Here is a 24,234-nt window from a genome sequence, read left to right as displayed (position 1 = left end):
CCTCCCCCTTGAAACAGGGGGAGGGGGTACACTGCTTCCGTACGGTATGACAGAAGATACCTCAGCTATCGGCGGGGATAGCGAGGGAAAGGGCTACTTCACTTCCGCCAGCGCGGTTTTATCGACGTAGGGCTTCATCAACGCATCGGCTTCCTTCTGCGCCGCCTGCACCGCGGCTTCCGGGGTAACATTGGCATCATTGACCACCGCGGCCAGCTGATTTTCCATCGCCTTACGCACGGCAACGGTCTCCCAGGTGGAGTACCATGGATGGGCATACTTCAGCTGTTCGAGGGCGATAGCCGCGCGCGGATCCTGCTGCAGATACGCCTTCATTTCCGGCGTATCGTAGGCGGCCTTACGCGGGGAGAAGTAACCGGTAAAGCGACTCCAGGCGCCGTTGACCTGCGGGCTCACCAGATACGTCAGGAACTGATACGCCGCTTTTTTCTGCGCGTCGTTGATGCCCTTGAAGCTGACCAGGCTGGCGCCGCCGATCGGTACCGCCCGCTGCTCTTTAGCCGGCAGCATCGCCACGCCCAGCTCAAAATCTTTGCTGTTCTCGCGCATAAAGCCCAGCGCGCCGGTGCTCAGCATCGCCATTCCGACTTTGCCGGAGAAGAAGCTGGCGCCGATCTGTTTCGAATTTAACACCCCGGAAGGCATCACTTTGTCTTTATAGACCAGGTTCTGCCAGAAGCGCAGGGCGCCGATGGTGGTTGGCGTGTTGTAATAGACTTCGCCCGGATAGTCCTCGTTAAAGTATTTTCCGCCGTTGGCGCGCACCAGCGCCGAGAAGATCCAGCCGCCGTAATCATCGTTGGTCGACGGCAGCATGATCCCCCACTGGCCTTTGCTTTCGTCGGTCAGCTTTCTGGCGTCCGCCAGCAGCTCGGCCCAGGTTTGCGGTGGCTGTTTGATCCCGGCCCGATCGAACATCGTTTTGTTGTAGTAGAGGATCGGCGTCGAGTTATGGAACGGGATCGCATAGGTGGTGCCCATCACCTGGGCGTTTTTATGCATGGCGGGCCAGAACGCCTTCACCAGAAATTCCCCCGCTTTTTGATCGCCATACTGGAACAGTTCGTCCATCGGCAGGATCTCATCTTTCAGCGCCAGATCGGTGGTGAAGTTGGCGGACATAATCACCAGCGCGGGCGGCTGCCCGGCTTTCTGTGCTGATTCGGCTTTGATCTTGGTGGTGTCGTAGTTGCCGGTAAAGATCCCGCGCACTTCGACATCCTGCTGCGACTCGTTGAATTGCTTAATGACGCGGGTCATCTCCATGGTCAGCTTGCCGTCCACCGGCGCCGGAAACATGAAGTCGATCTTCTCTTTCGCCAGCGCCGCGCCGCTCAGGGCAAGGCTGAGCCCAACCGCGAGAGCGGTGAGAGGTTTAAACATGGTCTGTCTCCATCAGTAAATTATGCTGTTTCTCAGCATGAAAAAGATGCACATCGGCAGGTGAAAAGCCGAGGATCAGCGAATCGCCTTTCTCCGGCACCGCGCCGCGATGGCGACGGCTAAAGCGTAAGGTGCCGGCGGGGGTGCTGACGTGGAGCAAATAATCGGCTCCCATCAGTTCTCGTTGCAGCACGGTGGCGGGCAGGCGCAGATGGCTCTCCTCCACGCGGTCGCTGATATGTTCCGGGCGAATGCCTAACCACACTCGGGATTCTTCACGGTAGCGCGGCGGCAGCGGATAGCGCAGCTCACCCAGTAATACCTCACCATCAGCGCAGGGCAGCGAGAGCAGATTCATCGCCGGAGATCCGATAAACCCGGCGACAAACAGGTTGGCCGGGTTGGCGTACAGATACTCCGGTCGCCCGACCTGCTGTACGTGGCCGCCGTTCATCACCACGATGCGGTCGGCCATCGACATCGCTTCCGTCTGGTCATGGGTGACGTAGACGGTGCTGGTTCTGAGCTGCTGGTGGAGGTCCATAATGCTGTCGCGCACTTCGCTACGCAGGCGGGCGTCGAGGTTGGAGAGCGGCTCATCCATCAGGAACAGGCGCGGATTGCGCACAATCGCCCGCGCCATCGCCACCCGCTGCCGCTGGCCGCCGGAGAGCTTCGCCGGTTTGCGATCGAGCAGGGTATCCAGCTGCAGCATCTGCGCGACTTTATCCACCCGGGGCTGCCAGCTGGCCTTCTCCTCTTTGCGCACCTTCATGCCGAAGGTGATGTTGTCGCGCACCGACAGGTGCGGAAACAGCGCATAGTTCTGGAAGATCATCGCGAAATTACGCGCTCTGGGCGACATGTCGGTGATGTTCTCATCGTGCAGCCAGATCTCCCCCTCGCTGACCGGCTCCAGCCCGGCGAGCAGGCGCAGCAGGGTGCTTTTACCACAGCCGGACGGGCCCACCAGCACCACGAATTCCCCTTCGCGGATATCCAGCGACAGGGCGCTGAGGGCCGGTTTACCGTCAAACTGTTTACTGATGTTTTGCAGACTAAGCATGGCGTTTAGCAATCTTCCGTTGGGCAGCTGATATTTTCGTCGTACATCCAGGGGCCGGCGTAGTGGGTCAGAGGATGCTGATAGCTCACCCACTGCTCGTCGACCTGGCGATGCATCAGGCACGACGCCGGAGAGAGGTCGTAGTACGGTCGGGTATCTTCATAAAAGTAGGGTACCTGGTGGACGGTTCCCGGGATGGTGGAGATGATGGCCTGGCGATACTGGGTCATGGTCAGGCTGTGGTTATGGCCGCAGAAAATGCGCGTCAGCGACGGGAAACGCTCAACCAGCGCCAGCAGACGATGGCCGTTTTCGCAGGCGATAGGGTCCATCTGCGCGTTGCCCAGCGGCAGCGGCGGATGATGCATAAATACCGTCGCCGGTTTATCGCCACCATCAAACAGCTGGGCTTCCAGCCACTTGATGGTTTCCTCGGTCAGCCAGCCTTTCGACGTACCCGCCCGGCTGGAGTCGATAAACAGCAGGCGAGTGGCAAAATTGTCTACCGCGTAGTGCATGTTTTGCGCGTCGCGGCCGAGCTGCGGGCACAGCGGATGCAGGTACTCCAGAAACAGCGCTTTATCGTCGTGGTTGCCGGGAATGAGATACAGCGGATAGTTCAGGCTGCCGAGGATCTGGCGGGCGACCTCATACTCTTCCGGGCGGCCGCAGTTGACGATATCGCCGCTCACCACCACCGCGTCCGGACGCTCCTGCAGGGCGTTCAACTGGGAGACGACGTCGGCATTGGCGGCGTTGACGTCAATAAAGCCGTACAGCTTCTGGCCGCGGCTGCGGAAATGGGTATCGGAAATTTGCGCTAACAGCATGAAGAGCTCCTTATTTGATCCCGGAGAAGCCGAAGCTTCGCAGGAACTGTTTCTGGAAGAGGATAAACGCCAGCATCAGCGGCAGGCAGACCATCAGCGTGCCGGCGCCGATGATGCCCCACTGACCGCCGGATTCGGCGCCCATGGCGAACGAGACCAGCCCCACGGTCAGCACCTGTTTGTCCGGGTCGTTCAGCATCATCAGCGGCCACAGATACTCGTTCCAGTGGTAGGTAATGCTGACGGTGGCGAAGGCCAGCACCGACGGCCAGGACATCGGCAGCAGCACGCGGAACAGCACCTGCCACCAGCGACAGCCCTCCATCAGCGCCGCCTCTTCCAGCTCTTTGGGTATGGCCAGAAACGCCTGACGCATCAGGAACACGCCGAACGCCGAGGTGAAGTAGGGCATCATCACCCCGGTGAGGGTGTTGAGCAGGCCGAAGGTTTTCAGGGTCAGCATGTTCGGCACCATCATCACCACCGGCATGATCATCAGCTGGACGAGGAACATCAGGAACAGCGTCTTCTTGCCGCGAAACTCGTGGCAGGCGAAGACGTAGCCGGCGGTGGTGATGGTCAACAGCTGCACGAAGAAGGTGCCGAAGGTGAAGATAAGGGTATTGGCGTAGAGGCTCAGCCAGTCGGCGCTGGCCCAGGCATCGCGAAAGTTATCCAGCGTCAGCGGCATACGGGGCAGCAGGGAGGCCATATCCTCGCCGAAGGTCGTGGCGCTAAACGAGGTCGCCAGCATCCATAAAAACGGGCTCATCCACAGCAGCGCCAGGCAGCACATTAATACCGTGAGCGTAAAGGGCTGCGAGCGGCGCAGGCGCAGCCAGAGCGGGCGCGATGCGCTGTGCGATCGCAGCGCCAGCGGCGAGATTTCAGCGCTCATAGTGCGCTCCTTTCTCCAGCAGTTTGAGGTTAATCAGCGAGAAGGCAAACAGCCCGGCCAGCGTCAGGAAGGTGGCGGCGGAAGCTTTACCTAAATCATGGGTGTCCCAGGCGAGGTTCTGGATGTAGTAGAGCAGTACTGTCGTGGCGTTATCCGGCCCGCCGCGGGTCATCACCGCCACGTGGTCGATCTGGGTGATGGAGTAGATCAGCGCCGTGGTTATCACAAAGCTCAGGGTCGGGCGCAGCAGCGGCAGCGTGACCTTAAAGAATATCTGCGTGCGGGTGGCGCCTTCCATGATCGCCGCTTCGCGCGTGGAGGCCGGAATGCTTTGCAGCCCGGCGAGGAAAAACAGCATGTAATAACCGGCGAACTTCCACACGCCAATCAGCGCCAGCGCCAGCAGCGCGCTATTGCTGCGCCCCAGCCAGTTGTTGTTCATCGGGCCGAACAGCTTCGCCAGATAGTGGTCGAGCAGGCCAAGGCCCGGCATAAAGATAAACAGCCACAGCGCGGCGGCGCTGACCATCGGGATAATCATCGGGAAGAAGAACGCGGTGCGCAGCCAGCGGTTGACGCGGTGATTCTCGGTCAGGGCGACCGCCAGCAGCAGGGCGAGGGTCACGCCCGGTACCACCGTCAGCAGGATATAAAGCAGGTTATTCACCAGCGACTGCCAGAAGACGTTGTCGGCGAACAGACGACTAAAGTTCTCCAGCCCGACATACTGGCCGCCGTCGCTGACCATGCGGGTATCGAACAGGCTGTCATAAATCGATCGCCCGAGGGGAAACCAGGTAAACAGTAATAAAAACAGCAGGGAAGGCGACAGTATCAGCCAGGGAAGCCAGGTTTTTCTCATGGTGGCGGACGTCTCATTCAGGCGTTTGTAGAAGCCCGGATTGTGAGAAGGATTGACTGCAAACGTATGGCGGGGAGATGACGGTTTAATGACCAGGGAAACAAGCGCCGGGCAGACGGGCCGCCCGGCATCACCCCGGCCAGTGGCGTTCAGGCCGCGCGGCTGCGGCCTGAAGCATGATGAGGAACGATCAGAAGTCGGCTTTCAGCACCACGCGGTAGCGGGCCTTGCCCTCGCGAACGTGCTTCAGCGCCTCGTTGATCTGCGACATCGGGAACAGCTCGGTGGTTGGCGCGACTTTGCTGCGTCCGGCAAATTTCATCAGCTTGCGCAGCTCGGACGGGTTGCCGGTGGCCGAGCCGGAGATGCTGCGGTCGCCGCCAATCAGGGTAAAAGCGGGGACCGGGAACGGCTTCATTACCGCACCGACGGTGTGGAAGTTGCCGCCGTACGCCAGCGCTTCAAAGTACGGCTGCCAGTCGAGGTCGACGGCGACGGTGTTGATAATCAGGTCGAACTGGCCGGCCAGCGCCTTTAAGGCTTCGGGATCGCGGCTGTTCACCACGCGATCGGCGCCCATTGCCAGTACTTCCTGCTCTTTCGCCGGGTTAGAGCTAAAGGCGGTGACTTCCGCGCCCATCGCGTGCAGCAGCTTGATGGCGATATGGCCGAGGCCGCCAATGCCGATGACGCCGACGCGGCTGTTCGCCGTGACGTGATGCATCAGCAGCGGTTTGAAGACCGTGATGCCGCCGCAGAGCATCGGCCCGGCGGATTCAAGATCGACGTTTTCCGGCAGCGGGATCACCCATTGCCAGTCGGCGCGCAGCTTATCGGCGAAGCCGCCGCGGTTGATGATGGTGGGCACCGAGCCTTCCAGACAGTTCACGTGGTTGCCGCTGATACAGGCGTCGCAGTGGCCGCAGCTGCGCGCTGTCCAGCCAATGCCGACCTTCTGACCAACCTTCAGCCCTTTATCCTGCGCCGCGCTGCCCAGCGCCGCCACCCGGCCAATCACCTCGTGACCGGCCACCAGCGGATAGCTCGACATGCCCCATTCGTTGTCGATCATCGACAGGTCGGAGTGGCAGATCCCGCAGTACTCCACCTGCACTTCGACATCTTCCGGCTTAAGGTCGCCGGCATCGTACTCCCACAGCGACAGATCGGCGCCCGCTTCTTTGGCGGCGTAACTTTTAATAGTGCTCATGACAGTTTCCTTGGGTTTGGCGTAGTTAAGAAGGAAGTGTAGAGCATGGGGCGAGGGGACGCTTGGCAGAAGGAGGGGGGAAGGAGGGGTATAGAGGAGGGAAAAATGTGCCCTGAAGAGGCTAACCCACTGAGCCGATGAAAAATTCATCACTTGGTGGCAGGTGAATGCAACGTTGCTTGCATGGCAGCGTATGACAGGTATAATCCAGAACGTTTTCCGTATCCTTTCCGTGCCGGAGTGGCGAAATCGGTAGACGCAGTTGATTCAAAATCAACCGTAGAAATACGTGCCGGTTCGAGTCCGGCCTTCGGCACCATCGGAACATCAATAGACGTCAACGGACGTCTTTTTTTGTGCCTGAAATCCAGTATCCGCAAGGCTTTCCTCGCTTTTTCACTCAACCTAAGTCAACCTGATTCAATCTACATCAACTTACTGATGCGGGTACAACTGCGGGTATATCCCGGTTCGATAATGTTTGTACCCACACAGAAACCTTGAAAGGATACTTATCATGGCTCTGAGTGATGTGAAGGTTCGTTCGGCAAAGCCTGAAGCAAAAGCCTACAAACTAACTGACGGTGAAGGCATGGTTTTGCTGGTTCACCCTAACGGCTCCAAATACTGGCGGCTTCGTTATCGTTTTGGCGGTAAGGAGAAGATGCTGGCGCTGGGGAAATACCCTGAAGTCTCGCTGGCCGATGCCAGGGGTCGCCGGGATGAAGCCCGTAAGCTAATAGCTAATGGCGTCGATCCCAGTGAGAACAAGAAAGCCGTTAAGGTAGAGCAGGAGCAAGAGGCGATAACGTTTGAAGTGGTTGCCAGAGACTGGCACGCCAGCAATCAGAAGTGGTCTGCATCACATAGCGCTCGTGTATTGAAAAGCCTCGAAGATAATCTCTTTGCTGCTATCGGTAAGCGGAACATTGCGGAACTTAAGACTCGGGATCTTCTTGTACCCATTAAAGCTGTCGAGTCATCCGGGCGACTTGAAGTCGCCGCCCGTTTACAGCAGCGGACTACCGCGATTATGCGCTTTGCCGTTCAGAGCGGCTTAATCGACTACAACCCCGCGCAGGAGATCGCTGGAGCGGTTGCTACAGCAAAGCGGCAACATCGCGCTGCGTTAGAACTTAATCGCATTCCTGAATTACTTCATCGCATTGATCATTACTCCGGCAGGCCGTTAACCCGATTGGCTGTTGAACTCACTTTGTTGGTTTTTATCCGTTCAAGCGAGCTGCGTTTTGCCCGCTGGTCAGAAGTAGATTTTGAAACGGCTATGTGGACGATTCCGGGCGAGCGTGAGCCACTGGAAGGAGTCAAGCATTCTCAGCGTGGTTCAAAGATGCGGACTCCTCATCTTGTACCTTTGTCGCGGCAGGCTCTCGCCATTTTGGAAAAGATAAAAAGCATGAATGGGAATCGAGAACTGATTTTTGTGGGCGATCACGATCCGCGTAAGCCGATGAGTGAGAACACGGTGAATAAGGCGCTGAGAGTGATGGGTTATGACACGAAAACGGAGGTCTGTGGGCATGGATTCAGGACGATGGCCTGTAGCTCATTGATTGAATCGGGTCTATGGTCGAGGGATGCGGTAGAGCGGCAGATGAGCCATCAGGAGCGTAGCTCTGTTAGGGCTGCCTACATCCATAAAGCGGAACATCTGGGGGAGCGCAGGTTGATGCTGCAGTGGTGGGCTGATTATCTGGATGCTAATAGGGAGAAGGGGGTTAGCCCGTTTGACTATGCAAAAAAATAATTGAAAAGAATTAATTTTTTGAATAGAAGAGGGGGGCTTATTATTATCCACTTAAGGTAGTAATAATTTATTTAAGGATTCGATAATGAAGGTGTTCTCTGACAATATAAAAGAACTCAATGCTACAGTGTCTATAAAAAACTTGGATGGCATATGTGGTTTAGTACTTGAATCTAAATAGCTGTGCATAATGCCGCTCCACTGTCGTTAACCCATGTTTGTTGCCAAGGAAAGGTGAAGCGGTATTCATAAACATCCTGATATTTATTAGATGCAGCTATTTAGTTCACTGCTCGTACAACACCCTGCATTTACTTACACTGAAATATAGGTTATTTTATCCAGAGCAATCAGATAATAAGGATAGTATATGAAAAGCATTCAGCAAATTGAGAATGAAGTTGATTTATTCTACAAATCACTTGATCTTACAACCGATATAAAAGGATTGGCAATTTGGCGAGCACTTACCGTCTCGGAAGATACGCTCTTTTTCGCAATGAATGACTTATATAAAAAAGGATTTGGTAAAGCAACCTCGAGTCACTTGCTCTGGATAAATGAGTTATTTGAGAATAATAAAATTGCTATAAAGCATATGCTGTCTGAAATAGATAAACAGTGTTTTGATAGTCATATATGTGTTTATGATGAGATTATTTCCCCAGAGGTTTACACTCAATTATTAAAGGTTTACAGAGCATCTTGTGATTATAGCCATATTTGCACCCTATTTATATCACTTCATAAAAAATTAACAAATGCTATGCAGCAAAATGACGAGATACACTTCAGTTATAATAAAATTGATTTGGAGTACTCCATTCTCCACCACCACTTATCTTTTGAACCATCCCTTGTAGGAAAATCAGCATTTCAAGTCTTATATGAACTAATGTTTCTTGATTTTGATGATGGCTTAATTCAAGAAATAATGTCAGATGCTCATTTCGAAGGTGAGTTGATAAATTATCCTCACAGCCAAAAACTCATGTGCTACTTGGACAGCCAAATAGCCCCGTTTTACGTTCCGGTTGATGAGAGATGGATATTCTCTTGTTTTTCCCTATCGGAGTTTAGAGCGTATTTTCGTTCTTTAATTTGCATATGTATTCATCATACTGTTGCTGTACTGTTTAATAGCAGGATTCATGAAATAAAAGGGGGAGGGTTAGAGCAAAGAGTATTAAGAATAAAGAAATCCCTGTTCAAGGAGAATATCTCAAAATATTCAGGTCTATCAAATGAGACAATTGAAAAAATTACCGAATTCCTGACCTATGGAAAAAATGTCAAATCCCCAGATCCGGCTTTGCAACCTCTTATTGACGTAGGAAATGAGTATGTCATACCTAATTACCTCGTAATTACATCAAACTTTGACCGAAATGCGTTGACTCTTCATAGTAGAATTGATGAAAAAGGATTCAATAAAATAAGTCATTTATTTGAAGTTGAAATGACCAAAAATATTCTCAGTAAAATTAATGGTAAATTTACACCTCTAACAAATTTAATGCTTCCCAAAAAAGAAGGTGGTGAAATTGATCTGATTCTTTTGGATGAAAGCTCCAAAACAATATTGATTTGTGAACTTCGGTGGATGTTGCAGCCTAGTGATCCAAATGAAATTTTTAATCGACAAAAAGTATGCATGGAAAAAGTAGAGCAGGCTCAGAAAAAAGTTAACGCTGCAAATAAACATAAAAAACACATCTTGCGAATGGGATGTTGTAGTATTAAAGATTTGAGTGAATGGAACGTTAAGGGAGTGGTTATCTTAGATGGGTTTACAGGTGTGCAATCTGATACAGATATCATTATCCTTCCCAAAAGAGTATTCACTAAAATAGTAGAGATGAGTGAATCACTTCAAGAGGTATATGATTTTTTCGCTAGCTATAAATGGCTGCCTCATACGGATCACTTTGGCAAAATAAATATTAGGAAAACTAAATTTTCCGATTACACATTCTTTAGTCAAGGCATAAATTCATTTGATTCGATGCATTATTTAAAAGAGTTCCTGCCCCTGTCACTTATTAATCATAGGTATGGAGCAGTTATGCTATATGAAAAATAAGATGGCAGTAGGTTGCGTGAACGGTATCGGAGTGTGGTGTTTTTTCAGTAGGTTCAAAGTAGCGTTCCATCGGTGTTTTTATAATAGCACACTGGTTTTGGCCACCTGAAAAGAGGTGTTACCCGTAACTGATTATATAAGCTTCAGCGACGCAGCCCATGCAATAACGGACTATATCGTCGGATATTACAGTGCGCTCAGACCGCATTAAAATAACGGTGGGTTACCGCCAAACGAATCGGAAAACCAATACTGGAAAAAATATAAAGCGGTGGCCAAGTTAAGTTGACCACTGCACACCGGCAAGCGTGTTCTAGTGAACTGAGCATGCCTTTGAACTCCTTCATTTATTGAGAATCATATTTAACGGAGTAGGAGACGATATGTTCAAATATTCACGTGAACTGGATAACCCAAGGCCCGCAATGCTTTATTAGTTCTGCCATTTCTGGGCGGAGTATCTTCTGGCCTTGCCCAACCGACCACTTCAGCAATAGAGTTAATACCGTAATGCTGGAATTTGTACTCTTCATCCTTTCCTGCCTGGTATATCCTTTCCCACATTAATGAAGGTTTTCCACCGTAGAGGACATAGTTGAGTAATTCAGCAATAGTCATACCTTTTTGATTAGTCTGGCCCATGATCCATTTGGTGAATAAAATGGCACGTTCTTCCCTGTTTATGGAATTTTGGGCAGACAGGCCAAAGGTTTCAGTACTCATTTTTATCACATGGTCCATCGTTGCATGCGTATAGAAGAATATGTTATTGAGATTATCCTCAGTCAATGAACTAATTTTGCTTTTTGATAAGTGCTCACGAATATAAGGAGCGTAAATTCCCAGGTTGGTATCTTCATGAGATGGGGGGAAAGAGAGATTCTTCCACCATGACAACATATTCATTAGTGCAGCTTGAGGATCTTTACTGTTTATCTGATGATAATCCTCAAAAGGATAAGTATTATCACTTTGATGAACCTGGTTGTAATAATATGCGTGTAAAAACTGGTCGGTTTGCCAGAAAAGAGGTGTGTTCTCTGAGACCCAGTGTGGTCTGAAGTCACTTATCTGGAAGGTTATATTTCGTATTATGGAAAGTGTACTCTCCCATTCTTTATGGAAGCTGTCTTTTCTTTTATCATTCTCCTTCAGCTTGTCATAATTACTGACTCCGCCCCATTCTGGTACAAGGCGTTTTTTGATAAGCTCTTGTTCTTTTTTATCTTCCTCTATTTTTAATTTTTGTAACTTTTTTTGTTCATCAATGATTTCTTGGCTCAGGCTAATACAACAATCAAGAGATGCTAAATTATCGAAAAACTCGTCTAATTGTGAGATTAAATCCGAGTTGTACAAGTCGCTTTCACTAAAGAAGACACCCGCTTCAATGTTGGTATTCCACGCGCGATCGGTTAGGTTTGCTGAACCAATGTATGCACCATAACCTTTCCACCAGATGACTTTACTGTGAAGACAGTCGGGTACCAGCTTACAAAAGATATTATTCCTGGTATGGAAAAGCAGTTTAGATAAAAATGAAGGAGCAACAGGAACAGTATGGTCATACCGCATCCAGATATCTAACCGGTGATGGTTTTTGAGACAATGCTCGAGCAGAGGCGTTTTATCATCGCCATAGGCAATGGCGGCAACAACGCCGTCAATTTCAGTTTCTGCCGGGGGAAGTATAGACCTAAAAAATGCTTTGTTTAATCCATTAGCGATAAGTTTCATTGTTCTACAATCGTACATCATTCCATTTGGAGTAGGCAATATTAAGGACTCTCATCATAACAAGTGAGGGAATTTTATCGTTTATTTTATCGAGGAGTGTGAGCTACTCCTCGATATATTCAGTTTACTCCCAGCGCCTTATACACCGCATCTACAGGTTCAGAGTAAAAACTGACCTGGAATTTGGTAAACAACTCGGCTGGTACAGTCGGAATATCTACCGCAGAAGACATCGGCAGAAGGACCTTTTTCGCGCCGCTATCGAAAGCAAGTTGTAAGCTAGCCGCCAGATCCTGAACAGGGTTGATTACTCCACCGAGCGTCATGCTACCTAAGACGACCATTTGTTCCTGAACGGGTTTCGCCAGTAAAACGGAACAAAGGGCAATAAGTGCCGCCAGACTGGTCGCGGTACTTGGTCCAGTATTATGCAATTCGACTACGTGCAGGTGGTACTCATGTTCAGAAAATTTTGCTGTTGCGCTAACGCGGCTGAGGTTGCCTTTGAAATAGTCAAATCCAACCCGGATAGCTTCCTTAGCCGAGGTACTTGATCCCAGACCGGAAACGCTATGCTTACCATTGCCTGCGGTCATCTGAGTTTCAAAGCGATACAGACCCGTCATGCCACTTTCCGCTTGCGTCACTAAATGCACTACGCCTGGCTTTGGCATGCCAGCAGGAATTAATTCGCTGCCGCCCTGTTCTGGCACGCTGACGAAGAATTCTTCCAGCGTCTCGTTATCGATGTAGCTGAAATTCACATCGAAGAACTCCAGACCGCCCAGCTTTTTAAGCTGTTCTTTGACTCGACGACGGGCTTCCATGGCGTAGGTCAGGCAAACACGGACATCTTCTTTACTGTAAGAACCATTGGGATGAAGAAGTTTCAATAGACCAGAAACCGTGCGCCTTACCGCGATAACATCTCGCTGGTTGAGGTTATTACCCAGCTTATAGAACTTATCAATCGCATCGGAGAAGCTGCGTTTGCGCATTTCCCGCATGTATTCGGCGAGATAATCTGTGATAAGGCCGTAGCGGTTGGTAAAGAATTCAGGGCGCATTTTCGGGATTTCCCAGCCGGGTATATAGGCATGGAAGCGGTCGAAAAACGCCGTGTCGATCATCGCGGCAGGGAAGGGGGCTAACAGATGGCTGGTTTTGACTAACGTCTCAACGCTCTGATTGATGTTGCCGACGAACACCATCGATGCTTTGCCTTCAATCGAATCTCTGCCACGGGAAAACGAGCCAGACGCCATGTAATCCTTCATGATTTGCACGCCGTCTTTGTCTTTGAAAGTGATCCCTGCCACTTCATCAAACGCGACCACATCCCACATACCGACCAGGCCAATCTGGCGGCTGGCCATGTTGTAAAACAGGTTTGCTACCGTGGTTTGTCCGCCGGAAACTAGCAGTGAGTTTGGCGAACACTCTTTATAGACGTGGCTTTTACCGGTACCGCGTGGGCCCAGTTCGCAGACGTTATAGTTATTTTCCACGAAAGGGATCATGCGGGTGATCAGGTGCCATTTAGTTCGCTGCTCAATGTTAGCAGGTTCCATACCCACGGAACGTAGCAGGACATCAATCCACTGGTCGAGGTTGAAGTGCGTACGTGCGGTAAATACCTCTTCCATGTCCATATTGGGCATCTGGATAGGTTTAAGCGTCATCAGAGAGAAAGGGGACGTCTTCTGTCCTTCCTCAAAGAAGTAGTTCACGGTGATCATGCACCAGATGCCACCGGTCAACAGCTTCTCGTTGTCCTTGACCATCTGCGGTGGAACCAATGCATCTTTAATGCCGAGGTTGGAGAGCTGGGCTTCGTAAACGTCTTTCTTCTGATTGAGCTTTACCGATACTTTATCAATGATCTTGTAGGATCCTCGCTCACGAATGAGCGATTTCACCTTCTCCGCTTCATCAGGGCGGACGTAGTTATCAGCCAGAATGCGCTTAACGTTCTGCAACCCTTGCTCGACGATCTGGTCATCGTCGGAAGCGCAGTACATACCGAGCAGATACTCCAGCACATAGACCGGGACGTTAGCCCCTTCCTTGAGCTGCTTGGTCAGATCTTTACGCACTACCCGACCGCGAAAATGCTGATTCAGTAAGGCGTCCAGATCGTAACCTTCTGCGACGAGTTCCCCTTCGGAGACGGCTGGAACGGGTAAGTCATGATGGGTTTGCATATCGCCTCACTTAAAAGAAATCATCCTGAAATGCCAGATCGATAATCACAGGATACTTCTGGTAACCCGTTTCCGTTTGTGCATCTTCCAGTATCAGCCAGTACTCATTACGGCGATTGAAATTCGCGCCAATCAGCTTCAGCGTAACGTCACGCACGCGTTTTTCCATTGTGTTGTTATCGCTGTCAAAGCAGATTCGCTCTTTACCGGATACCACATTATTGGCGTTGTCGACGATGAAGATATTCAGGGTGCGCGGTTCGTATAACTCACCTACCGGATGGGTTTGCAGCAGGCTGACTTTATCAATGTTATTGACGAGTTTGATCAGCGGATGGTAGTTCACGATGTCTACCGGACGACGCTGAGGTTGCTTTTCTGCAGCGGTTTTCTGCAGCGCTTTCACCTGCAATACGGGAACACAGACTTCCTGAAGCATGGCGCCACCGTGGACAAACCGCGCTCCACCTGAGAAATGGAAACGCTGGATCCCTTTCGGAATCAGGAACTCGCTGCTATCGCTGACGCCTGCGGTATCCGCCACTTTTCCTTTCCAGCAAAAATCATCGGCAGGAAGCTGGTGGCCGATAATAAAGCGCTTGTGGTTTTTAATCGTATTGTCTGGCTTGATCTGCAGCGTGGTTTTATCTTGCCCGGAAAGGGGCTGCTGCTGGAACAGGAAACCGTGGTCCGCCGTGACGATAATGCGTGTACCGTGGAGACGGTTTATCACGCGAGTCACTAAATCCTTCAGTTCAACCACCGCGTTGCGGCACGCTTCGAAGGTCTTCTCTTCCGTAGATGCGCTGTCGCCCATGGCATCAATGGTGTTATGCCAGATATAGACGACTTCGTAATCGCGAATAAGATCCCGTCCTTGCTGATTTTTCCATTTCAGAAGATCGTCGGATTTTACTGCCATCCCTTTATATTTCTTCAGAATTGTATCGCGATTAAGCGTACCGGAGGTAGACAGCCCGTCCGCATAAACGATATCGCCATTACCCGGTTGGTAGCATATCTCGTCATGAGGTAATAATGCAGCCATACCCAGCTGGGTATAGCTGGGTAACACGCCCAACTGGGATCGCAGTTCGGCAGTAAAGCGTTTTTCGGTATTGATCTGGTTGCCCAGCTCTTCAGCCACTTCATAACGCAGCGCATCGGAAATAATCACGAATACGCGCTTGATTTGTGGATTGTTAAACTGTGGCTTAACCACCTCATTATAGAAGTTCTGCTGCCGTGGAACGCCCGCAATACGCCACTCCTGCATACGGTTTTCGGCTTCCAGAACCTTATTCCAGCTCCGACTTAATTCTGCCAGGTACCAGTTGGAATACAGCGCTTCGATATAGTCATCCAGGCTTTTCAGGATCATTGCGCCTTTGCTGTGAACCAACAGCGCGTATTCGTTAAATAAGCGGTAGGCCTGGTCAAAGCGGAACAGCTCTTCGCAGTACGCTTTCCAGAACGCTGCGCTGTCCTGATAGTGGAAACCGTCAATATGACGATTACGCAGATTCAGCAGCCGCTCAGCCTGACGAAGCGCGTCATAGATGGCGTAGTATTCCTGACGCGTCTGGCACCAGTATTTGCTCTGGCGTTCGGACAGAAGCTTTTTGAAGGCTTCACGGTCAAGCGTGGTGCTCTCTTCCAGAAGTTGCGTCACTAGCGCATGAATAACGGTCTGTTCAATGCTCAGCGTGGTTTCGCACTCGTGCAGATTATACGGCGAGCTGAGACGGTACTGGTCTTCTGGTCGCAGCGCATCCTGCATCTGCTGTGCGCAATAATCATAAGCGTCTTTGTAGCGACGGTCGGCACGCCAGGTGACCATAAAGGCCAGCGCGGATGCTCTGCCTGACGGCGTGGTCAGCACGTTTTTTTCCAGCCATTCGCGTTTCTGCGGATCAGCCTGCGCGGAGAGATCGGTACAGAACAGCTTGAGGATCAGGTTTTCCAGCGAAGGATGTTCGGCTTGATAGCCCATTTCCTGATTCAGAATGTCCCACAGCACACCTTCAAGATCGTGGCGTTTCAGCATCGCCAGCGTGTTTTCCAGCTCGCTGTCGTCATCTTTCTGCTGATTAACGTATTGGGTAATCAGGCTGAACAGAATCTCTTCCGTTTTTGCTGTTTTTACGCCAGCGATGACTGCAACCATCTTCTTATCAAGAGAGGCTTCGTTTTCTTGCTCTGTCACCAGACCTTTTAACGCCGCTAGGCGTTTACTGTTGCTAAAGAATGCCTTGCGACGCTGAATATGTTCACGTAAGCCAAGCAGCGGAATACCTAGTATATTCAATGTGATGGCAGCGAAATCGGCGTGGAACTCCGTACTATAAAGACGAATATCCAACAGCCAGTCGAGTTCACGCGGGGGCACGTCGTGGGGGAACCACAGCAAAAATTGATGTTCAGGCTCATCAATTTCAATGCGCTTTTTCACCGCCAGCTGTGACTGATCGGTCATATCGAGCAGCGTGACGTTCTCCAGTTCGAGGTTACCCAGCTCTTCGAGGAAACGCTTATCGGGATCGTGCCAGAAAACGATGCGATATTCGGCGAATTTTGCTTTAAGGCCGGCAATAAATTCCTGATTTTGCAAGGTCACAATCCCATGTTGGTTCTGTAAATTCGAAGATGTCTTAACGCCAGGAAACCGTGTTCCGCGTTCTGACACAAAGCCGCATTTTATCATGAACTGGAGGTGACGGTTGCCTGAATAAGGCAGGTTTCCCGTATTGAGATCACCACCAGGCTGAAGCCCGGTGGTGTGGGAAGGTAAGTTATTTGACTAAATCACCTCAGGCGCATTGCCGGTAATGGCTTTCACATCCGCCAGCAGATCGCCAAACTTACCGTAGTTAACCTTAACGCCGTCGTCGAGATCAATACTGATTCTCATATCAGCATAGTGGCGTAAGCGATCGTCGAAGCTGCGCAGTTCGTTGAATTTCTTGCTCAGATTGTCGCGATCGCGCTTCAGACGGGTGGCTTCGCCGCCGGAGGCAGCATCGACCTGTTCGTTCAAGCGATCGATATTGGCCTGATAGCGCGCCAGCAGCGGCACCACATATTCGGTACGCATTCTCGCCAGCGTCGCGTCGTTGTAGCGATGCAGATAGACCAGACACTCAAACGCTTTCTCTTTACCGGAGCTGAACAGCCAGTAGATCGGGCGCTTTTTATACATCTTCATATGATCTTTCCAGAATTGGTTGGAAAGATAGCGACGGATGGTATCCAGTGCAGATTCGCCTTTTTTCGGCTTGATCGCGTATAAACAGAGACTTTCGGCGATAAATTCGAGGTTTTCCTGCAAATGTTCTTCGCCCCAGACGGTGCGGACAAACTCTTTGACGCGAGAGGTTACGTCATCATCAAACCACTCATCATCCATCAGCGGCAGGATGCCGTCATTGTCCGCAGGGAAGGTTTTGTATGCGCTTTCAGCGACAAGTTCGGCAAATCCTTTGTTGCCTTCATGGGCGTAGACTAGGCCTCCGCGATCGAGGGAGTAGCGACCCATCATGCAGCCGATGGAGTAGGACAATAAACTTTGTGATGTCTCTGATTGCTGAGCTTTTTTAATTAAATTATCATCTTTGATATTACTAAACTTATAATACGGGTTAATAAATAATGTTAGATCTCTTTCGCTAATGTCCTGATAGTCATTTTTGTTTATGTTATATGCTTCTAAACATTGAATGTTGTTGTTTTTTTCTAATGAAAGTGCTTTCTTAATAGATTCCTCTTGGATTGCCATTAAGCTCGCATAATTATTTTTGATTGATTTTGTTTCTGATTTGTTAGCAATAATCGGTAGCGTTGAAAATTCATATGAGGTCTCAACTGAACCCCAGTCTTCCGCATAAATCCGAACCAACTCTTTGATATCTAATTCATTATTAATTAATTTCAATGGGATCTTTTTGATTTCTCCAACACCATAATGTAGTGAGGGGCTGATACTATCTAATATCTCTTGAGTTACAGAACTGTTAAGTATTCCTAGTAGATTGTATATGCTATATTTTTCAGAAAAAACGCACATGCCAACACTTGAAAAGAGATATCCTTTGTCAAAATAACGAGCACCAAAATTACCTGATGAAATATCAGACCAAGTTAAGCCTTGGCAGAAAAAACGATCTAAGCTAACAAGATATCTTGACCAATGACCACCATTATTTTTTATAGTGGCTGTTGCTTTGACTTCAACTCCATCTTGATACCAGTTAACAACATCCTCATTGTTACCATACCATTTTCTGTAGCGCCCACCATTATTGTACGGGAACCACCTAATATTAGACGCCGAAGCATTTTCTCGATTCTCAAAATTAAATCCGATATCTTCTAGTGAGACTTCATGCCAGGCTCTCACAAATGAAGCATTATCTCCCGTTCCCATTCCTTTACGTGCATCACATAAGTCACCAATAGTTTTTGTATTTTCAAAATACTTGCTTATTTTATCTACATTCCAATACACAAAGGGGGCACCAGGTATTTTCATGAAATTATTTTGATTCTTTAAAATAATACCATCTTTTTTTTCTATTAGAGCTTTTTGTTTTTCTGATTCAGAACCTTCAATAATTCTAAAAAAAGTAGGTTTAAACATATCTAAATGTTCATTCAGTGCCACCCACGCTGTTATTTGAACAACTTCTCCGGATATTTGACTGAATGCTTTTGCTCCAAGGTGAGCCATGGTATGGAATGTTTTTGATTTAAGAAATTTCTCTCTTAATTTTTCATAGCTTGATAAGAACATCCATGACTGCATGTTTACTTGCGCATTATATCCATTGTTTTTAAGTAAAGAAAATGCCTGCTCCATAAACATCGCAAAGAGATCTGATTTACTATCAGGGAAGTAAGTCTTAGCAAAGGTTTTCAAATCACTATTCATCCCACCGTTACCCATATACGGCGGATTTGCCACCACCGCATCATACCGTTGCGCCAGGATCCATGCCTGCTGAATATACGGAATAAACGCTTTCGCCGCAGCCTTCTGCTGGAAATCGCCTTTCTGCTCAAGGCGATATAGCGCATTGAAAAACGCCTTCAGTGCCGCCTCTTCTTCCTGTGGCACCTCAATCAGCGAGCCCAGTGTTTTGGCGTTCACAAAGCGCTTCAGCGTGCGCATCAGCAGCTGATATTCTGTACTGTCGGTATGCGCTAATGCTGTATTTTCGGCAAACATATCTCCCATGCTGCCGGTCTGATTCTGCTGGTGGAAGTTCAGCTGCTGCCACAGCTTAGCAATATCCAGATGCAGGCTCTCCTGCAGGGAGACAATATTCAGACGCACATCACGGGTAAATATCCGGCGGTCATCCTGACGCGCCATCATTAATAATGCAAAACCGGAAAGCTGTGCAGCGCGGTCGTCGATATCGAGACCAAAAATATTATTTTCCAGAATCAGCTGTGGAATATCGCGGGCGCGATAGCCGCGCTCTTCATAGATATTTTTCAGCACGTTATAGGCTTCAATCAGAATATGGCCGGAGCCGCAGGCCGGGTCGAGAACCTTGATGCTTTCCGGTTCAATGCTGGCAGGCGTAATGGCTGCCAGTTGCGCCTGCACTTCTGGCGTCTGTTCGGCTGGCTCAATGTAATAGTCCATTTTGCCTTTCAGCGGCGAATCCGGGTAGGTCTGCAACCACTGGCGACCGACGGAGTTCTGCACCAAATACTGCACTATCCAATTTGGGGTGAACAACTGGGTGGCGGCAGGAATATCTTCGCTCTTTACCACCTTGCCGATAACGGCATCTTTTTTCTCAGAGATATAGAACTGATACAGCCAGCCGATAACTTCAACGTCTTCCCAGTCTTCAGGCGGAATGCCGTCTACCAGACCGCGTAGAATAGAGTCAGTACGGGTCAGGTTATCCGGCAGCAGCAGTTCAGCTTCATCATCGACTGCTTCAAACAGGAACGGCATCGCGCGGTGCAGGGCGTGGCACTGTGCTAGCAGTAGTTCACGGTATAGCGTTTCGTCCTTGTTACCGGACAGCTTCATTTCGACCAGCTGTGCCTTTTTCTCCGACAGCAGGGCTTCTGCCACTTCCGGCACATGGTCCAATACTTCAAAACCGGTCGGGTTATCCGGATGTGAGAGCATGCGGAAACCGTGGTCAAGGTAACCCTGGATTTCCATATAACGAATGGCGCACAGGCGGTTGAACCAGGTATAGGCACAATGTTCAACCAGCACGTCAAAGCCCTGTTCCTGTGCGCGTTTAACCAGACGATCGCGGCGGGTGAGGGTGGATTTGGGGTAGTCGAACTGACCATAGCGCACGGTCTCGCCGACGATCTCGGCATCAGCAATTTGCAGAGTGCCTTTTTTATCGACGGAAACCCCCAGCGTGGTTAGCTTCTGGATAACAGCATCGCGGAACTGGTTACGGGCCTGTGGAGCGTATTTTTTGATGTTATTGGTATTCATAGAAAATCCTGCAAAGGGCAGCAGAGCGCTGCCCTGAAATGGGGTTACTGAAGACGGATCCGGTCACCTGCCTCAATGGCTGCCAGCAGGGCAGCACGAAGCGTATCCAGCGCTTTTTCTACCTGCTCGGCGGTTTCCAGCACTTCACCACCGGTGGCTTTGCGCATCTCGCTGGCGACATTCACCAGATGTGTTTTTTTCGGTACCGGTTGGATAACGGGTTTTTCTACCACAACATAGGTCTGCTGTGATTCTGCAGCGCGTGTAGCTTCATTCGCTGCTCGTAGCTGGGCTTCCTGCTTTTTATGCAGCTCGTCAATCCACTGGTTAATCTTCTTCTCAGCATCCGTTTGCAGCGCTTTCGTCTCTTGCTGTTCCGCCAGAATTTCCGGAATCGAATGGCTGACCTCAGCGCGCTTTCTGGCTTTTTGCATCGGCAGCAGAACGCTGTTTTGCAGCTCCGATGTGGCATGCGCTTCCTGCAAGCGTTGACGACTCTCTTCGATGCGGGCGTCAATACGTTCCAGGGCGTGCTGGCGGTGCTGTTCAACTAACTGATGGTTAACGTTCTGAACCTGTTCAATCAGCGGCGTGATGCGATTGAGATGCTTGTAAGGCTCCGGCATCTGCCAGATGTTTTCCAGCTCACCTAACGCTTTTACCGCCACGGCGTCTTTTTCCAGTGCGCTGCGGTTGGATTTAAAGCTTCCGTTCAGCGCAGCCCCCAGCTTTTGCCAGGTGGAGAACTGCTTGCGGTAGAAATCGACCAAATCTTCGCGATCTTCGCTGAAATCCAGCAATTCGTTTGCCTGGGTGGTGACCTTCTCAATCAGAGCAAACTCTTCTTTTTCGCTAAGAATGGAATTCAGCAGGCGCAGACCTGACTCAATCTCATTTTTGCCTGGATTGTTGCCACCTTCAGCCTTCGCTCTGAAGACATTCAGCTCTTGCTTCCAGTCGTCGAAGACCTGACGGATATGTTCGACCAGTGCGGGTTCTTCACGTTCGCTAAACGGTTGTTGGGCAATCTCCGCCATGGTTTGGGCGGCTTTGCGAATTTGTGATTCGTCGTGACGACGAATTTTGTGCAGACGTAGCTCGCTGTGGCGACGGCTGTTATTGAACAGCTCCCAAACCTGCTTACGCTCGATGTTGTTATTTTGCTGGCTAAAGCTGAATTTGCCTTTGCGCGCCAGACGGGCTACCAGCAGCTTCACTTCTTCTTCCGGCCATCCATAAGGACGACGGGCAAAGTGGTTCAGAAGATCGCGTAAATAGACCGGTTTATTGAACTCAATGTTCATGCTGACCCAGGTTTCCACTTCACGCATCGCCTCGGGATTGGATTCTTCCAGTTCGCCCAGATCCAGTTCTGTATCATTCTCCACCGTAAGTAGTGCATGGATCTCGCGGGAGATGTCACCATTGAACGTACGCAAGTTTTTCAACTTGCCGAAGGTATTTTCAATCACGTAGCGGCAGGCTTCATCCACAATGCTGGACGGCGTTGAGGATTTCTTCGGTAAGCGCTCGCCAATCGCCCAGATGTCCGCTTCGGCAAGGAGGGATTCCAGCTGCACACGGAGCATTTTCTCGCGAACACTGTTCTCGCGGGCTTTTTCTGAAAGCAGGCTGGCCTGCTCCGGCCGTTGCCCTGCATTGTCTCTGAGGAATTTTTCAGTCTGGACGACCAAATCAATGTCGGTCCAGGTACGGGCATCGGCAGGTAAACGAATTAAAATGCAGCCATCGCCCTCTGAGGTGTAAGGGCGACACGCAGCATCGTTGTCATAAAAATCATAGGTCGGATCTTTGGGGGTAAGAATTTTTACCACCAGATCATTAAGCATTGCGCCGTCTAACGGGTGCCCGTTCAGGAAACGGCTGATATCGAAGTCCTGCTTGTTCGCTGGGTAGCGATATTTGCGGTTTTTCAGAATGTCATCAAAGATGATCGACGCCAGTTTTTTGTTGATCGCGGAGAAATCGACTTCAACGTTGCGGATCTCGTTCTCGATCTCTTTTTCTTCGTTAGTTAAGAACACGTATTTATCTTCAACGCGTGCGATCAACATTAAGCGTTCGAGTGTATTCAGGCTTTTTTCAACACGATGGCGCAGCTCGACTTTATCAGCATCGATTTTATCGATAGAAAGGGTGACCAGGTTATCGGGCGTGCTTTTCAGCAAATCGACATAGCGGATCAGGAACAGCGTTTTCAGCAAGTTACCATCGAACTCATCAAGAATGCCATTCTGGCAGGCCTGGGTAATGGTGCGGCTGACGGCCGGTTCCAGGAAGCTCTCAATCGCGGCATAAAAACGCCAGAACGGAACCAGAGAATCCAGACCTTGCGGAGCGATTTGCTGTGCCGCTGTCTGGAAGGCTTCCAACTGCGAACGCTCGCCCATCGCTAGCTGTTTACCGGCGGCACCTTTAGTACGGATAGATTCAAAGACCTTTTGCAGAATCTGGTAGTGCCACGGGACAAACGGGTAATTATCAACAAACTCCTTTTCGCTGGAGTAAGAGCGTAAAGAAGCGGCTGTCGTAGGGTCAAATGCCAGCTGGTTACGTAGAATATCGCCTTTTTCCTGCCAGACTTTAGCCAGCGCCGGTTTTGCTGCATCGGTTTTAACCAGCAAACGTTTTTGAATCACTTCGGATGTATTGGAGCTTGAAAGCTGCAGGCGGGTAGAGAAGCGGCCCTGGATTTTAGAGAAATCTTGTCCATCCCGGCTGCTCATCCCACCGATGGCCGCATTAATATCCGCCTGGGAGGTAACAATAACCCATGCGCGTCCACCACAGATAACACCGAGGTTTTCAGTGATAGTCTGTAGCTTCAACATCATCTGCGTATTTTTACCGATGAACTGACCGACCTCATCCACCATGAAGAGGATGTTTTTGCCGTTTTCATCCAGCCATTCTTTGACCCACTGGCAAAAATTATTGATATCTAATGGGAAGTTCTTATCCAGCTGTTCCACCCATTGACGCGAGGCGTCAACGCTTTGACCTGTGGCCTGACTTAGGGCTTCTGCCATTTCATCGCTGATGAAATAGTAAGAATCGCGCTCTTTTTCCCAGCTTGAACCAGTGATAGTGGAAAATGCGGTCTTAAACGCGTCGTATTGGCCGCGTTTAGCCAGCTCACGCTCCAGATGGGCGATGTGCGGAAAATCAGCGCAGTAGCCAACCCGTTCGTTAAACACCTTCAGGAAGACTTTAAGGATGGCGTCTTCTTTGTCATCGACGTTAGCACGAGAATCAATATTGAACAGAATCACTTCCGTCGGATGATGGACCGCTTTGTTGATATCAGCGAGGAACAGGGCATCTTTGATTTTGTCTTCAAAGAAGGAGTATGCATTACGTTCTGTACCGTTATGGCTGACTTTGCGGTTAGACAATAGATACGACAGAATCTTGATAAAGTGTGATTTACCTGAGCCAAAGAACCCTGAAACCCATACGCCAATTTTGTTTTCCATGCGTATGCGCTCCGGACCGGTTGCCGGAACATAAGATTCGAAGAAATGGCGAAGATGTCCTTCCAGTTCCCGGGTGATGACGTATTCATCAAGCTCAATCCAGGCACTGGCATCGTCCGTCTGTTCGGCTTTCACAACGCCATTAATATTTCGGTCCAGACGTTTCTCAAAGATCTGTTCAATATTCATTGCTGTGC

13 protein-coding genes, 1 tRNA gene and 1 pseudogene are annotated in these 24,234 nt (G+C 49.9%); 4 read left to right on the top strand and 11 right to left on the bottom strand.

All coding sequences use genetic code 11. The annotated features are described in order from the left end of the window. Window positions 1–93: 93 nt before the first annotated feature. From KO1_RS15075 to ahr, 6 genes are all read right to left on the bottom strand, one after another. Window positions 94–1,404 (bottom strand): ABC transporter substrate-binding protein, encoded by a 1,311-nt coding sequence (locus KO1_RS15075; RefSeq protein ID WP_024273640.1) that lies wholly within the window; start codon window positions 1,402–1,404, stop codon window positions 94–96. Further along, the gene (locus KO1_RS15070; protein WP_047720418.1) at window positions 1,397–2,470 is read right to left on the bottom strand and encodes an ABC transporter ATP-binding protein; all 1,074 of its coding nucleotides are present in this window, start codon (window positions 2,468–2,470) and stop codon (window positions 1,397–1,399) included. The genes KO1_RS15075 and KO1_RS15070 overlap by 8 nt, the downstream gene beginning before the upstream one ends. 5 nt (window positions 2,471–2,475) lie before the next feature. Beyond that, window positions 2,476–3,300, bottom strand: a complete 825-nt coding sequence (gene gpdQ, locus KO1_RS15065; RefSeq protein ID WP_047720417.1) for a glycerophosphodiester phosphodiesterase GpdQ — start codon at window positions 3,298–3,300, stop codon at window positions 2,476–2,478. Window positions 3,301–3,310: 10 nt separating this feature from the next. Next, entirely contained in the window at window positions 3,311–4,198 is an 888-nt protein-coding gene (locus tag KO1_RS15060) for a carbohydrate ABC transporter permease (protein WP_004108826.1), read from the bottom strand. Further along, the gene (locus tag KO1_RS15055; protein WP_004108822.1) at window positions 4,188–5,060 is read right to left on the bottom strand and encodes a carbohydrate ABC transporter permease; all 873 of its coding nucleotides are present in this window, start codon (window positions 5,058–5,060) and stop codon (window positions 4,188–4,190) included. The genes KO1_RS15060 and KO1_RS15055 overlap by 11 nt, the downstream gene beginning before the upstream one ends. A gap of 190 nt (window positions 5,061–5,250) precedes the next feature. Further along, window positions 5,251–6,270: an NADPH-dependent aldehyde reductase Ahr gene (gene ahr / locus KO1_RS15050; protein WP_004108819.1), complete on the bottom strand. Its 1,020-nt coding sequence runs from the start codon at window positions 6,268–6,270 to the stop codon at window positions 5,251–5,253. Window positions 6,271–6,504: 234 nt separating this feature from the next. Between ahr and KO1_RS15045 the strand changes: the two genes are divergently transcribed. The 4 genes and pseudogenes from KO1_RS15045 to KO1_RS28740 form a co-directional block, all read left to right on the top strand. Continuing rightward, window positions 6,505–6,589, top strand: a tRNA-Leu gene (locus KO1_RS15045). 198 nt (window positions 6,590–6,787) lie between these two features. Then, window positions 6,788–8,038 carry a tyrosine-type recombinase/integrase gene (locus KO1_RS15040; protein ID WP_064406996.1) on the top strand — a complete coding sequence of 417 codons (1,251 nt, stop codon included), beginning with the start codon at window positions 6,788–6,790 and terminating at the stop codon, window positions 8,036–8,038. Between the two features lie 370 nt (window positions 8,039–8,408). Further along, complete coding sequence (locus KO1_RS15035; protein ID WP_064406995.1) at window positions 8,409–10,121, top strand: hypothetical protein; 1,713 nt, start codon at window positions 8,409–8,411, stop codon at window positions 10,119–10,121. 112 nt (window positions 10,122–10,233) lie between these two features. After that, a pseudogene (locus KO1_RS28740) lies at window positions 10,234–10,410 on the top strand (IS3 family transposase); the annotation flags it as partial. A 98-nt stretch (window positions 10,411–10,508) separates the two neighbouring features. Here KO1_RS28740 and KO1_RS15030 read toward each other — a convergent pair. The 5 genes from KO1_RS15030 to brxC form a co-directional block, all read right to left on the bottom strand. Beyond that, entirely contained in the window at window positions 10,509–11,858 is a 1,350-nt protein-coding gene (locus KO1_RS15030; RefSeq protein WP_064406994.1) for a phospholipase D-like domain-containing protein, read from the bottom strand. Between the two features lie 119 nt (window positions 11,859–11,977). Then, window positions 11,978–14,062 (bottom strand): protease Lon-related BREX system protein BrxL, encoded by a 2,085-nt coding sequence (gene brxL, locus KO1_RS15025; RefSeq protein ID WP_064406993.1) that lies wholly within the window; start codon window positions 14,060–14,062, stop codon window positions 11,978–11,980. Between the two features lie 10 nt (window positions 14,063–14,072). Next, the gene (gene pglZ / locus KO1_RS15020; protein WP_064406992.1) at window positions 14,073–16,673 is read right to left on the bottom strand and encodes a BREX-1 system phosphatase PglZ type A; all 2,601 of its coding nucleotides are present in this window, start codon (window positions 16,671–16,673) and stop codon (window positions 14,073–14,075) included. A gap of 189 nt (window positions 16,674–16,862) precedes the next feature. Continuing rightward, complete coding sequence (pglX, locus tag KO1_RS15015) at window positions 16,863–20,540, bottom strand: BREX-1 system adenine-specific DNA-methyltransferase PglX (RefSeq protein WP_064406991.1); 3,678 nt, start codon at window positions 20,538–20,540, stop codon at window positions 16,863–16,865. A 44-nt stretch (window positions 20,541–20,584) separates the two neighbouring features. Then, on the bottom strand, window positions 20,585–24,226 hold the full coding sequence (gene brxC / locus KO1_RS15010) for a BREX system P-loop protein BrxC (RefSeq protein ID WP_064406990.1): 3,642 nt from the start codon (window positions 24,224–24,226) through the stop codon (window positions 20,585–20,587). Between the last annotated feature and the right edge of the window lie 8 nt (window positions 24,227–24,234).

Source organism: Klebsiella oxytoca NBRC 105695, assembly GCF_001598695.1.
GTDB lineage: Bacteria > Pseudomonadota > Gammaproteobacteria > Enterobacterales > Enterobacteriaceae > Klebsiella > Klebsiella oxytoca.
This window is presented reverse-complemented; position numbering and strand designations above follow the sequence as displayed.